Below are 13,360 nucleotides of genomic sequence, written 5' to 3'. Positions count from 1 at the left end.
CGGCTCGCCCCTGCTCACCCGACGTGCGGCGAACAATCGCCGAACTTCGCACGGAATTCAGGCTTCTGTCTTACCCGTGGCCCTACCGATCAGTAATCTCATCGGCCGTGACCAGTCGCAGATCTCACTCCAGCCCCGACTCCCCCGCCCAGCCCATGGGTTCGGCCGCGCCGAGCCGCCGTACGGTCGTCAAGGCGGCCGCCGCCGGGGCCGTGCTCGCCGCGCCGCTCGCCGCCGCCCTGCCGGCCCTCGCGGCGGAGTCCCCCGCCTTCCTGCACGGAGTCGCCTCCGGTGACCCGCTGCCCGACGGTGTCCTGCTGTGGACCCGCGTGACGTCCACCGCCGCCGCCACACCCGGCTCCGGTCTCGGGCCGGACGTCGAGGTCGGCTGGACCGTCGCCCTGGACAAGGCGTTCACGAACATCGTCGCGAAGGGGTCGACGACCGCTACCGCCGCCTCCGACCACACCGTCAAGGCCGACGTGCGCGGCCTCGCGCCCGCCACCACCTACTGGTTCCGCTTCTCGGCCGGCGGCACCGACTCGCCCGCCGCCCGCACCCGCACCGCCCCGGCCGGCGAGGCCGCCACCGCCAACCTGCGCTTCGGCGTGGTCTCCTGCGCCAACTGGGAGGGCGGCCACTTCGCCGCCTACCGCCATCTGGCCGCGCGCGGCGACCTGGACGCCTGGCTGCACCTCGGCGACTACATCTACGAGTACGGCACCGGAGAGTACGCCACGCGCGGCAAGGTCGTCCGGCCGCACGCGCCGGCCCACGAGATCGTCTCCCTGGCCGACTACCGCGTCCGGCACGGCCGTTACAAGACCGACCCGGACCTGCAGGCCCTGCACGCGGTCGCGCCGGTCGTCGCCATCTGGGACGACCACGAGTTCGCCAACGACGCGTGGTCGGGCGGCGCCGAGAACCACACCGAGGGCGCGGAGGGCGCCTGGGCGGCCCGGCAGTCGGCGGCCAAGCAGGCGTACTTCGAGTGGATGCCGGTGCGCCCGGCGGTCGCGGGCACCACCTACCGCCGCCTGCGCTTCGGCAAGCTCGTCGACCTCTCGCTGCTGGACCTGCGGTCCTTCCGCTCACAGCAGGTGGGCATAGGCGACGGCAAGGTCGACGACCCCGACCGCACCCTGACCGGCCGGGCCCAGCTCGACTGGCTGAAGGCCGGGCTGAAGTCGTCCGACACGACGTGGCGGCTGGTCGGCAACTCGGTGATGATCGCGCCGTTCGCGCTCGGCAACCTCACGGCCGACCTCTTCGAGCCCCTCGCGGAGCTGCTCGGTCTGCCGAAGGAGGGCCTCGCCCTCAACCCCGACCAGTGGGACGGCTACACCGACGACCGCCGCGAACTCCTCGCCCACCTGCGGCAGAACGCGATCGGCAACACGGTCTTCCTCACCGGCGACATCCACATGGCCTGGGCCAACGACGTGCCCGTGAACGCCGGGACGTACCCGCTGTCGGCCTCCGCGGCCACCGAGTTCGTCGTCACCTCGGTCACCTCCGACAACCTCGACGACCTCGTGAAGGTCCCCGAGGGCACCGTCTCCGCGGTGGCCTCCCCACTGATCCGCGCCGCCAACCGGCACGTGCACTGGGTCGACACCGACCGGCACGGCTACGGCGTCCTGGACATCACCGCCGCGCGGGCGCAGATGGACTTCTACGTCCTGTCCGACCGCACGAAGGCCGACGCGACGTCGTCCTGGGCACGCTCGTACCGGACCCGGAGCGGGACGCAGAAGGTGGAGCGGACGTACGACCCCGTGTAGGACGTACGACCCCGTGCAGGACGCGGGAGCGGGCCCCGCGGCCCTGGGGCCCTTCTGACGGGCCCTAGATGAATGAGTCCAAGGGGTGTCGTTGCGGTCAGTGATCGTAGGCGGTGAGTGACCGTTTGATCGGCTGTCCGGTCTTGTCGTTGTGCCAGATCGCCGCTGTGAGCGCGAGGATCCGGCACAGGACGCGGGCCGCCACCCCTGCCGGGCTCTTGCCGCCGTGTCGTTCCAGGTCGAGCTGGGCCTTGAGGGTCTGGTTGATCGACTCGATGACCTGCCGCAGCGGCTTGAACAGGTGTGCCCCGGCCCGTTCGGCCTCTCCCTTGCGGGCCGGCCGCAGCAACTCAAGGTGACGCTCGGCCAGGTCGTGCTCGAACTCGCGGCCGTAGTAGTTCTTGTCCCCGATGATCGTCTGGCCGGGGCGGGCCGCTGTGACATCGGGCGCGGTGTCGAGCATGTCGCGCAGTGTCTCGCGCTCGTCGGCCTTCGCACCGGTGAGGGCGAACAGGACCGGCAGCCCGCCAAGCGTGCATACCAGATGCAGCCGCAGTCCCCAGAAGTACCGTGAGTGCGACGCGCAGTAGCCGTACTGGGCCCAGCCCGCCAGGTCCGAGCGTTTGGCCGTCTCGCGGGAGCATCCGCAGCCGACCGGGGTGGAGTCGACCAGCCACACGTCATCGCTCCACAGCGAGGTGTCCCGGGCGAGGATCCGGATCATGCTGGTGAGCAGCGAGGAAGCGGCGCGCAGCCGCTTGCTGTAGCCGGACTGCTGGGGCACGTAAGGGAAGAGGCGACCGAAGTCCTTCCCCACACGGCGCAGCCAGCGCCGCTCGGAGGTGTAACCGAGCAGCGCCGACATGACCGCGAGGGTGACCAGTTCGGCGTCACTGAGCGTGGGCGCGATCCCGACGACGGGCCGGTACGGGGCCAGCCACGGCGAAGCCTTCAACTCGTCGTCGATTCGGGCATAGAGTGCCGTTGCGAGGGTGTCCAGGTCTGTCTTCACACACTGACATTGGACGCCCTCGTCCTATGTTCGCAGGCCAACCCTTGGACTCATTCATCTAGAGGGTTTCGAGGAAGCCGAGCGCCACCCGCCAGGTGGCCTCGGCGGCCTCCGCGTCGTAGTCCGGCAGCTCGGGGTCGGTGTAGAGGTGGCCCGCCCCGGCATACCGGTAGACCTCGACGTCGGCGCCGGCCCTGCGCATCTGGAGGTACCAGGCGCTCAGCCAGTCGTCCGGCTCGAAGGGGTCGGGCTCGGCGACGTGCAGCTGGACGGGCAGGTCGTCCACGGTCGCGGTGGCGGCGATGTCCGAGGTTCCGTGCAGAAGCAGCAGCCCCCGCGCGTTCTTGTCGCCCAGGGCCAGGGTCTGGGCGGTCGCGGCGCCCAGCGAGAACCCGGCGTAGACGAGCCCTCGCTCCGAGTAGGGCGCGGCGGCCAGGACCGCCCGCTTGAGAAGCTCCTCCCTGCCCAGCTCCTGGTTGAAGGCCATGCCGTCCTCGACCGTGTCGAACGTCCGCCCGGCGAAGAGGTCGGGGGTCCACACCTCGTGTCCGGCGGCGCGCAGCCGGTCCGCGGCCTCGCGCACCGCGGGCCGCAATCCGTAGGTCGAATGGAAGAGCACGATGTTCATGAGGCCATCGTGCCAGCCGGGTCGGACGACCGGTCGCCCGGCCGGTCCGCGGGCCCGCCCCGGCGCCCGTACCCCGAGGGCGTCGGAAGTCACATGTTCATGACCCCGCGAGGCCGGTTACGTTCGAAGGCATGGAGAATCTACTCCGTCCATTGATCGTCATCGGTGGCTCGGTCGTCCTCACGCTGCTCATCGGCTGGACGACCGACCTGCTGCTGCGCAAAGCGGACCAGCGGCACCACGAGACACCTCTGTGGGGCCTGCTGCGCCGCGGTCGCATCCCCTACCAGCTGGTCCTGTGCGCGGCCTTCCTCAGAGCGTCGTACGACGAGGCGCAGCTGCTGGAGCAGCACCGGACCGCCATCGGCCGCAGCCTGACGTTGGTGCTGATCGGCTCCACGGCCTGGCTGGTGATCCGGATCGCGGCGGCGGTCGTGGAGACCACGTACAGCCGCTACGCCCGCGTCCACCGCGATGCCGCCCGCGTGCGCCGCGTGCGCACGCAGGTGACGCTGATCATGCGGGTGGTCTCGGCGATCGTCGGGGTGGTGGCCGCGGCCTCGATGCTGCTGACCTTCCCGGCGATGCGCGCGGCCGGCGCCTCGCTGCTGGCCTCGGCCGGGCTGCTCGGCATCGTCGCCGGTATCGCCGCCCAGTCCACCCTGAGCAACCTCTTCGCGGGGCTGCAGATCGCCTTCGGCGACATGGTCCGCCTCGGCGACGTGGTCGTGGTGGAGGGTGAGTGGGGGACGGTCGACGAGATCACCCTCACCTTCCTGACGGTCCGCACCTGGGACGAGCGCCGCATCACGATGCCGGTCTCGTACTTCACCTCGAAGCCCTTCGAGAACTGGTCCCGCGGCGGTGCCCAGATGACCGGCACGGTCTTCCTCCACGTCGACCACGCCGCACCGCTGCCCGCGATGCGCGACCAGCTCCGCGACATCCTGCGGTCCTGCCCCGCGTGGGACGGCCGCCACTACGACCTGACCGTCACGGACGCGACCCCCTCCACCATGGAGGTCCGCGCGCTGGTCACGGCCAAGGACCCGGACGACCTGTGGACCGTCCGCGTCACCGTCCGCGAACAGCTCATCCACTGGCTCACCGAGACCCACCCGTACGCCCTCCCGCGCGTCAACACGGCCGACGCGGTGCTTCCCCCGAGCCATCCGAACGGCCACGCCGACGGCCGCGTCCCGCGCGTGCCCCGCAGCCGCGTCCACGAGGCGCCGAGGTCGACGGGCCGAGGATGACCGGTGGCGGGTGCGGACCCGGCCGGAGGCCACGGCCCCCGGGTCCGCACCCGCCGACGGCGGGAAGCCCACCCGCGCGCACCCGCACCTCAGCGCAGGCTGCGCACATCCAGATGCCGCAGTACCCGGTCCACCACCTCGGGGTTCGCCCCCGGCTCGCTCCGCGCGGCCAGCACCTCGTGCCGGGCCGCGCTCAGCATCTCCCCCTGGATCCGGCGCATCCGCCGCAGCCGCCGCACGCGCTGCTCGTGCCCCTCCCGGCGCTCGTCCTCCCCCACCTCCGGGCTGATCCGCACCCCGATCTCGAAGGCCCGCCGCAGCAGCCGCTCGGACATCTCCTCCGGCAGCTCCTCCGTCTCCTCGATCTCCTTCAGCCGCCGCTTCGCCGCCTTGGCCGCCCGCACGGCCAGCGCCTTCTCGAACTCCTTCTCGGCCCCCTCGTCCGCCCGCACCCCCAGCCGCCGCACCAGCGCCGGCAGGGTGAGTCCCTGCAGCACCAGCGTCGCCATGATCACTCCGAACGCGATGAACACGATCTCGTCCCGGTCGGGGAACGGCGCCCCGCTCTCGGTCTCCAGCGGAATCGCGAGTGCCAGCGCCACCGACGCCACGCCCCGCATCCCCGACCACCACATCACCACGGTCTCGCGCCACGACACCGGGATCTCCTCGTCGTAGTCCCGTTTCGCGTGCAGCCGCCGCGCCAGCCAGGTGGCCGGCAGCAGCCAGGCCAGCCGGACGAGCACGACGACGGCCACGACGGCCGCCGCCCAGCCGAGCATCTCCTGCCAGCGCCCGGACGCCGTACGGATCGCGTTGTGCAGCTCCAGCCCGATCAGGCCGAAGGCGACCCCGGTGACGAGGGTGTCCACGACGTCCCAGACGGTGTGCCCGGCCAGCCGCGTCAGGACGTCGTCCGCCCCGAGCGCGTACTCCGCGAGGAACAGCGCCGTCGTGAGCACCGCGAGGACCCCCGACCCGTGCAGCTCCTCGGCCGTCACGTACGCGGCGTACGGCACGAGCAGGGTCAGCCCGATCTGCAGCGTCGCGTCCTCCAGGAAGTCCATCAGCTTGTTGGCGGCCCAGCCGAGCCCGATCCCCACGGCGACGGCCACGACCCCCGACAGCACGAGCTGGAGCGCGGCCTGGGGCCAGGAGAAGGATCCGCTGACGGCCGCGGCGATGGCGACGTGGTACAGCACGATGGCCGTGACGTCGTTGAAGAGGCCCTCGCCCTCCAGGATGGACACCAGCCGGCGGGGCAGGCCCAGTTGTCCCGCCACGGCGGTCGCCGCCACCGGGTCGGGCGGTGCGACGAGCGCGCCGAGCGCGAGGGCCGCCGCGATCGGCAGCCCCGGCACGATCGCGTGCGCCACGGCGGCCACCGCGGCGGTGGTCACGAACACCAGCGCGACTGCCAGCAGGAAGATCGGCCGCAGATTCGCCGTGAACTGCCGCCAGGAGGTCCGCCGCACCGCCGCGTACAGCAACGGCGGCAGCAGCAACGGCAGGATCAGCTCCGGCGGGATCTGCACATTGGGCACGAACCCGGGTACGGCGAGCGCGATGCCCAGCAGGGTCATCAGCACCGGCGCGGGCAGCTTCAGCCGCTCCCCCACCGGCACACTGACCACGGCTCCGACCAGCAGGACGAAGAACAGGGCCAACTGATCCATGGGGGTGCTCCGCTGGTGCTAGACGATCAAGACCGGCCGGTTCTCAGGGTGCCCCACCCGCACCGCCGCACGCTGAAGGGACCGGCGCATCGCCCGGTGCGGTATCCCGGCGTCCAGGAACTCCGCCCCGTACGCCGCGTATCCCAGCCGTTCGTAGAACCCGAGCGCATGGGTCTGGGCCCCCAGGTCGACCGCGGTCAGCCCGCGTTCGCGCGCCGCGTCCTCGACGGCCCGCACCAGCGCGACGCCGACGCCCAGTCCCCGGGCCTCCGCCACGACCGCGAGCCGCCCGAGGGAGCCCACACCCGGAGCGCCGCCGGTCTTCCCGGCCGCGGCCTCCCCGTACAGCAGCCGCCCGGCCCCGAGGGGCGTTCCGTCGTCCCGCACGGCGAGCACGTGCACGGCCCCGGCGTCGTACGCGTCGTACTCCAGGTCCTCCGGCACCCCCTGCTCGACGACGAAGACCTCCTTGCGCACCGCGAAGCAGGCCGCGCGGTCGCCGGGACCGTCGGCGACACGGACCGCGTAGGACACGGGCACGGGCACGGAAACGGGGACGGGTTCGGAAACGGGGACGGGTTCGGAAGCGGGGACCGGTTCGGGACTCACGCGTACGTCTCCTCCCGCACCTTGTCGAGGGCCTTCTGCAGGTCCGCGGGATAGTCGCTCTCGAACTCGACCCATTCGCCGTCCCCGGGATGCTCGAAGCCGAGCCGCACGGCGTGCAGCCACTGGCGGGTGATGCCGAGCCGCTTGGCGAGCGTGGGGTCGGCGCCGTAGGTCAGGTCACCGACGCACGGGTGCCGGTGGGCGGACATGTGGACGCGGATCTGGTGGGTGCGGCCGGTCTCCAGCTTGATGTCGAGCAGCGAGGCGGCGCGGAACGCCTCGATCAGGTCGTAGTGCGTGACCGACGGCTTGCCCTCGGCGGTGACGGCCCACTTGTAGTCGTGGTTGGGGTGCCGGCCGATGGGCGCGTCGATGGTGCCGCTCGTCGGGTCGGGGTGCCCCTGGACCAGCGCGTGGTAGCGCTTGTCGACGGTGCGCTCCTTGAACTGGCGCTTCAGGGAGGTGTACGCCCGCTCGGACTTGGCGACCGTCATCAGTCCCGAGGTGCCCACGTCGAGCCGGTGCACGATGCCCTGGCGCTCGGCGGCGCCCGACGTCGAGATCCGGTAACCGGCGGCGGCGAGCCCGCCGATGACGGTCGGCCCGGACCAGCCGGGGCTGGGGTGCGCGGCCACGCCGACCGGCTTGACGATCACCACCACGTCGTCGTCGTCGTGCACGATCTCCATGCCCTCGACCGGTTCGGCGACGATCTGCACCGGCGCGGGCGCCTGGGGCATCTCGACCTCCAGCCAGGCCCCGCCGTGCACCCGCTCCGACTTGCCGACCACCGACCCGTCGACCGTGACCTTCCCCGCGGCGGCGAGCTCGGCCGCCTTGGTACGGGAGAAGCCGAACATGCGGGAGATGGCGGCGTCGACACGCTCGCCCTCCAGGCCGTCGGGCACGGGCAGGGTACGGATCTCGGGAATCGTGCTCACCCGTCGAGTATGCCGGACGGGTGAGAGGCGCCCGACCGTGCCTGTGGACAACCTCCCCGGCGCGGCCCGGACGTCCTCAGCCCTTGTGGACGGTCCCGTCCGGGTCGAGCCCCCGGAACGACAGCAGCACGATCAGGATGCCGCCGCACACGATGGCCGAGTCCGCGAGGTTGAACACCGCGAAACCCTTCGGCGCGATGAAGTCGACGACCGCTCCCTCGAAGACGCCCGGCGCCCGGAAGATCCGGTCGGTGAGGTTGCCCAGCGCACCGCCGAGCAGCAGGCCGAGCGCGATCGCCCAGGGCAGGCTGTAGAGCTTGCGGGCGAGGCGGGCGATCACCACGATCACGATCGTCGCGATGACCGTGAAGATGATCGTGAACGCCTCGCCGAAGCCGAAGGCCGCACCCGCGTTGCGGATCGCCTCGAACTTCAGCCACTCCCCGATGATCTCGATCGGCTCGTGGTGCTCCAGCCGGGCGACCACGATCATCTTGCTGACCAGGTCGAGCGCGTACGCCAGCGCGGCGACCCCGAACAGCACGGCGATGCGGCGCCTGCCGCGCGGCCGGGCGGCCGCGTCGGCCGGCTCCGCCGTCGCGGCACCGGCCCCGTCGTCGGACTGCTCCGGGCCGGCCCCCGTCGCGTCTGGGATGTCCGGCGTACCGATGATGCGCTCCGCCTCTGCCACGTGAGTCCCTCAACCTAGGTTCCTGACTGAGGACAAAGGTACGACACGACCCTCACGGACCAGGGGCTCAGGCCGTGATCGCTACCGGCGTTCCTGCTTCTGCTTGCACTCCACGCAGAGCGTGGCCCGGGGGAACGCCTGCATCCGTGCCTTTCCGATCGGATTGCCACAGTTCTCGCAGAGGCCGTACGTGCCCGAGGCCAGCCGGTCCAGGGCGCGCTCGGTCTGGTCGAGCATCTCGCGCGCGTTGTGGGCGAGCGAGAGCTCGTGCTCTCGCGTGATGTTCTTCGCCCCGGTGTCGGCCTGGTCGTCGCCGGCGCCGTCCCCCGAGTCCCGCATCAGGCCCGTGAGCGAGCGCTCGGACGCCTCCAGCTCGGCCCTCAGCCGCTCGGCCTCGGACTGCAGCTCCGTACGGGCCTCGGCGACCTCGTCCGGGCTCCAGGGGTCCTCGCCGGGCCGTACCGCCAGCTCGCCGGGCTCCACCGCCGCGGGCCGCGCCTTCGGGACGGCGGAGGGCTTCCTCTTCGCCGCCGTAGCCGTACCAGGAGTGTTCTTCGCAACCACTGTCGTGGCTCCCGTCGTCTCGGCGGCCTCGGCCGCGTCCGCCTTCATTTCCGTGCTCTTCTTCGCAGAGGGGCTCTTGGCCGCGCTCTTCGCCGTGCTCTTCCCGGCCGTGGCCTTCTTCCCGGCCGTGGCCCTCTTCACGGCTTTCGTCACGGCCTTCTTCACGGCCGTCTTCCCGGCCTCCGTCTTCTTCGCCACCGCCTTCTTCGCCACCGTCTTCCTGCCGGCCGCCTGCACCGCCGCGGCCTTCGGGCCCTCGCCTCCGCCGCCGGAGGCCACCGTGGATCTGCCGGACGCCGGCTGCTGTACGGCGGTCTTCTTCGCCACCATGGCCGCGGCCCCTTCACATATGGTGATCTTGCACGCGAATCGTGCTGGGACGATAAATCGACCAGAGCCCCCGGGCAACGGGACAGACCACCCGATTCTCCCACCTCACGACCGCCGTGCGACGAGCCTGCAAGCGTTGTGCCCAGCTCCCCGCCGGGTATTCCGCCCCGGCGGACGTCCCAGGATCCGGACGCGCGGCCCGCTCCATTCGGGTCACCCCGCAGGTCACCGGGGCCCCGGCCGCGGCCCCGGAAATCCGGTCGGCCGCGGCCCGCGCGGCGCCGTACACTGGGCGCAGCGAGAAGCGTGGATGGGGACGAGTAGCGTCGTACGCAGCCCAGAGCGACCCGGGGACGGTGGAAGCCCGGGGGCGAGCGCGATGTGAAGATCACCCCGGAGCCGCCGGAAGAAAGCCGCACCCCCTGCCGCCGCGCACGGGCCACGGCGAGTAGACCCGGTATCGCGACCCCAATGAGGGGGCTCATCGGCGCGTACGGCGCGCGGGGGAGCCAAGGAGGGTGGTACCGCGGGAGCGCGCCGCACACGGCGTACGAAGGATCGAAGCTCTCGTCCCTCCGACGGAAGGCAGCAAGTCCGTTGGAGGAAGCCCGCTCATGACAGAGCCGACGTACCGCCAGGTGCCCGCCCAGGTCGATCTGCCCGCGCTCGAGCACGCGGTGCTCGACTTCTGGCGCGAGCAGAAGATCTTCGCCAAGAGCCTGGAGCAGTCCGAGGGCCGCCCCGAGTGGGTGTTCTACGAGGGCCCGCCCACCGCCAACGGCATGCCGGGCGCCCACCACATCGAGGCCCGCGTCTTCAAGGACGTCTTCCCCCGCTTCCGCACGATGCGCGGCTACCACGTGGCCCGCAAAGCCGGCTGGGACTGCCACGGCCTCCCGGTGGAGCTGGCGGTCGAGAAGGAACTCGGCTTCAACGGCAAGAAGGACATCGAGGCGTACGGCATCGCCGAGTTCAACGCCCGGTGCCGCGACTCGGTGACCCGGCACACCGACGCCTTCGCCGAGCTGACGACCCGCATGGGCTACTGGGTCGACCTCGACGACGCCTACCGGACCATGGACCCCGAGTACGTCGAGTCCGTCTGGTGGTCGCTCAAGGAGATCTTCAACAAGGGTCTGCTGGTCCAGGACCACCGCGTCGCCCCCTGGTGCCCCCGCTGCGGCACCGGCCTGTCGGACCACGAGCTGGCGCAGGGCTACGAGACGGTCGTCGACCCATCGGTGTACGTCCGTTTCCCGCTCACCTCCGGTCCGCTCGCCGGTGAGGCAGCGCTCCTGGTGTGGACGACCACGCCGTGGACGCTGGTGTCCAACACCGCGGTCGCCGCCCACCCCGAGGTCACCTACGTGGTCGCCACGGACGGCACGGAGAAGGTCGTCGTCGCCGAGCCGCTCGTCGCCAAGGCGCTCGGCGAGGGCTGGGAGACCACCGGCCGGACCTTCACCGGCGCCGAGATGGAGCGCTGGACCTATCAACGTCCGTTCGAGCTCGTGGAGTTCCCGGAGCCCGCGCACTATGTGGTCAACGCGGAGTACGTGACGACCGAGGACGGTACGGGTCTGGTCCACCAGTCCCCCGCCTTCGGTGAGGACGACCTCAAGGTCTGCCGCGCGTACGGCCTGCCCGTGGTGAACCCGGTCCGCCCCGACGGCACCTTCGAGGAGGACGTCCCCCTCGTCGGCGGCGTCTTCTTCAAGAAGGCCGACGAACAGCTCACCGCGGACCTCCAGAGCCGCGGCCTGCTCTTCCGGCACATCCCGTACGAGCACAGCTACCCGCACTGCTGGCGCTGCCACACCGCGCTGCTCTACTACGCGCAGCCGTCCTGGTACATCCGCACCACCGCCGTCAAGGACCGTCTCCTCCAGGAGAACGAGAAGACCAACTGGTTCCCCGACTCGGTCAAGCACGGCCGCTTCGGCGACTGGCTGAACAACAACATCGACTGGGCGCTCTCCCGCAGCCGCTACTGGGGCACCCCGCTGCCGATCTGGCGCTGCGAGGAGAACCACCTGACCTGTGTGGGCTCCCGCGAGGAGCTGAGCCGGCTCTCCGGCACCGACCAGTCCGAGCTGGACCCGCACCGCCCGTTCATCGACGCGATCACGTTCGCCTGCCCCGAGGCCGGCTGCGGTACGACCGCCACCCGCGTCCCGGAGGTCATCGACGCCTGGTACGACTCGGGCTCGATGCCGTTCGCGCAGTGGGGCTACCCGTACAAGAACAAGGAACTCTTCGAGTCCCGCTACCCGGCCCAGTTCATCAGCGAGGCCATCGACCAGACCCGCGGCTGGTTCTACACGCTGATGGCGGTCGGCACCCTGGTCTTCGACAAGTCCAGTTACGAGAACGTCGTCTGCCTCGGCCACATCCTCGCCGAGGACGGCCGCAAGATGTCCAAGCACCTGGGCAACATCCTGCAGCCGATCCCGCTCATGGACCAGCACGGCGCCGACGCCGTCCGCTGGTTCATGGCCGCCGGCGGCTCCCCCTGGGCGGCCCGCCGCGTGGGCCACGGCACCATCCAGGAGGTCGTCCGCAAGACCCTCCTCACGTACTGGAACACGGTCGCCTTCCAGGCCCTGTACGCCCGCACGTCGAACTGGGCGCCCAGCGCGGCGGACCCGGCCCCGGCCGACCGCCCGGTCCTGGACCGCTGGCTGCTGTCCGAGCTCCACGCCCTCACCGACCAGGTGACCGGCGCTCTGGAGGCGTACGACACCCAGCGCGCCGGCAAGCTCCTCTCGGCGTTCGTGGACGACCTGTCGAACTGGTACGTACGCCGCTCGCGCCGCCGCTTCTGGCAGGGCGACAAGGCCGCGCTGCGCACCCTGCACGAGGTGGTCGAGACGGTCACCAGGCTGATGGCCCCGCTGACCCCGTTCATCACCGAGCGGGTCTGGCAGGACCTGATCGTGCCGGTCTCCCCGGAGGCGCCCGAGTCCGTGCACCTGGCCTCCTGGCCCGAGGCCGACCTCTCCGCGATCGACCCCGGGCTGTCGAAGCAGATGGTCCTGGTCCGACGCCTGGTGGAGCTGGGCCGCGCCACGCGCGCGGAGTCGGGCGTCAAGACGCGCCAGCCCCTCTCGCGCGCCCTCGTGGCGGCCACGGGCTTCGACTCCCTCGACCCCGAACTGCACGCGCAGATCACGGATGAGCTCAACGTCAGCTCGCTCGCCTCGCTCTCCGAGGTCGGCGGCTCCCTGGTGGACACGACCGCCAAGGCCAACTTCCGCGCGCTCGGCAAGCGCTTCGGCAAGCGCGTCCAGGACGTGGCCAAGGCCGTCGCGAACGCCGACGCGGCCGCGCTCTCCCTCGCCCTGCGCGAGGGCACGGCGTCGGTCGAGGTCGACGGCGAGACCGTCACCCTCGCCCCCGACGAGGTCATCATCACGGAGACCCCGCGCGAGGGCTGGTCGGTGGCCTCCGACTCGGGCGCCACGGTCGCCCTCGACCTGGAGATCACGGAGGAGCTGCGGCGGGCGGGCCTGGCCCGTGACGCGATCCGTCTGATCCAGGAGGCCCGCAAGAACAGCGGCCTCGACGTCGCCGACCGTATCGCCCTGCGCTGGACCGCCACCGACCCGGCGGTCACCGCGGCCCTGACCGAACACACGCCGCTGATCGCCGACGAGGTCCTCGCCACGGACTTCGCCGCCGGTGAGGCCGACGCCGCGTACGGCTCGCCCTTCACGGACGAGGCCCTCACGCTGACCTTCCGTCTGCGCAAGGTCTGACCGACAGCACCGGTCGACAGCACCACCAGGCACCCGGAAGGCCCGGGGCACCGGATCCGTTCCGGCGCCCCGGGCCTTCGGCGTCCCGGCCGCGCTCGGACGCGCAGAGGA

Annotated in this window: 10 protein-coding genes; 3 read left to right on the top strand and 7 right to left on the bottom strand. The window is 71.4% G+C overall.

Going from position 1 to position 13,360, the window contains the following annotated elements; genetic code table 11:
* The first annotated feature begins 155 nt into the window (after positions 1-155).
* Positions 156-1,784, top strand: a complete 1,629-nt coding sequence (locus tag SCAB_RS32575) for an alkaline phosphatase D family protein (protein WP_086022900.1) — start codon at positions 156-158, stop codon at positions 1,782-1,784.
* Between the two features lie 97 nt (positions 1,785-1,881).
* On the opposite strand, the gene SCAB_RS32570 is transcribed toward SCAB_RS32575, so the two are convergent.
* Both SCAB_RS32570 and SCAB_RS32565 read right to left on the bottom strand, forming a co-directional pair.
* Positions 1,882-2,796: an IS982 family transposase gene (locus SCAB_RS32570; protein WP_012998283.1), complete on the bottom strand. Its 915-nt coding sequence runs from the start codon at positions 2,794-2,796 to the stop codon at positions 1,882-1,884.
* A 58-nt stretch (positions 2,797-2,854) separates the two neighbouring features.
* Positions 2,855-3,424, bottom strand: a complete 570-nt coding sequence (locus tag SCAB_RS32565; RefSeq protein ID WP_013004367.1) for a dienelactone hydrolase family protein — start codon at positions 3,422-3,424, stop codon at positions 2,855-2,857.
* A 131-nt stretch (positions 3,425-3,555) separates the two neighbouring features.
* On the opposite strand from SCAB_RS32565, the gene SCAB_RS32560 reads away from it, so the two are divergent.
* Positions 3,556-4,680 (top strand): mechanosensitive ion channel family protein, encoded by a 1,125-nt coding sequence (locus SCAB_RS32560; RefSeq protein WP_041669927.1) that lies wholly within the window; start codon positions 3,556-3,558, stop codon positions 4,678-4,680.
* 89 nt (positions 4,681-4,769) lie between these two features.
* On the opposite strand, the gene SCAB_RS32555 is transcribed toward SCAB_RS32560, so the two are convergent.
* The 5 genes from SCAB_RS32555 to SCAB_RS32535 all read right to left on the bottom strand — a co-directional run bounded on the left by SCAB_RS32555 (position 4,770) and on the right by SCAB_RS32535 (position 9,491).
* Positions 4,770-6,356 carry a Na+/H+ antiporter gene (locus tag SCAB_RS32555; protein ID WP_013004365.1) on the bottom strand — a complete coding sequence of 529 codons (1,587 nt, stop codon included), beginning with the start codon at positions 6,354-6,356 and terminating at the stop codon, positions 4,770-4,772.
* A gap of 18 nt (positions 6,357-6,374) precedes the next feature.
* Positions 6,375-6,890, bottom strand: a complete 516-nt coding sequence (locus SCAB_RS32550) for a GNAT family N-acetyltransferase (protein ID WP_013004364.1) — start codon at positions 6,888-6,890, stop codon at positions 6,375-6,377.
* A gap of 71 nt (positions 6,891-6,961) precedes the next feature.
* Positions 6,962-7,906: an RluA family pseudouridine synthase gene (locus SCAB_RS32545; RefSeq protein WP_013004363.1), complete on the bottom strand. Its 945-nt coding sequence runs from the start codon at positions 7,904-7,906 to the stop codon at positions 6,962-6,964.
* 76 nt (positions 7,907-7,982) lie between these two features.
* On the bottom strand, positions 7,983-8,597 hold the full coding sequence (lspA, locus tag SCAB_RS32540; protein WP_013004362.1) for a signal peptidase II: 615 nt from the start codon (positions 8,595-8,597) through the stop codon (positions 7,983-7,985).
* A gap of 81 nt (positions 8,598-8,678) precedes the next feature.
* Positions 8,679-9,491, bottom strand: coding sequence for a TraR/DksA family transcriptional regulator (locus SCAB_RS32535; RefSeq protein ID WP_037727979.1), 813 nt, complete (start codon positions 9,489-9,491; stop codon positions 8,679-8,681).
* Positions 9,492-10,105: 614 nt separating this feature from the next.
* Here SCAB_RS32535 and ileS point away from each other — a divergent pair.
* On the top strand, positions 10,106-13,249 hold the full coding sequence (gene ileS / locus SCAB_RS32530) for an isoleucine--tRNA ligase (protein ID WP_013004360.1): 3,144 nt from the start codon (positions 10,106-10,108) through the stop codon (positions 13,247-13,249).
* Positions 13,250-13,360 lie beyond the last annotated feature (111 nt).

Source organism: Streptomyces scabiei 87.22, from assembly GCF_000091305.1.
GTDB lineage: Bacteria > Actinomycetota > Actinomycetes > Streptomycetales > Streptomycetaceae > Streptomyces > Streptomyces scabiei.
Note: the sequence above shows the minus strand (reverse complement) of the source record. Positions and strands in the feature narration are given on the sequence as shown.

Coding starts and splice junctions, on each gene's coding strand:
- SCAB_RS32565 (WP_013004367.1), bottom strand. CDS start 3,424: ATGAACATCGTGCTCTTCCATTCGACCTACGGATTGCGGCCCGCGGTG.
- SCAB_RS32560 (WP_041669927.1), top strand. CDS start 3,556: ATGGAGAATCTACTCCGTCCATTGATCGTCATCGGTGGCTCGGTCGTC.
- SCAB_RS32535 (WP_037727979.1), bottom strand. CDS start 9,491: ATGGTGGCGAAGAAGACCGCCGTACAGCAGCCGGCGTCCGGCAGATCC.
- SCAB_RS32555 (WP_013004365.1), bottom strand. CDS start 6,356: ATGGATCAGTTGGCCCTGTTCTTCGTCCTGCTGGTCGGAGCCGTGGTC.
- ileS (WP_013004360.1), top strand. CDS start 10,106: ATGACAGAGCCGACGTACCGCCAGGTGCCCGCCCAGGTCGATCTGCCC.
- SCAB_RS32575 (WP_086022900.1), top strand. CDS start 156: ATGGGTTCGGCCGCGCCGAGCCGCCGTACGGTCGTCAAGGCGGCCGCC.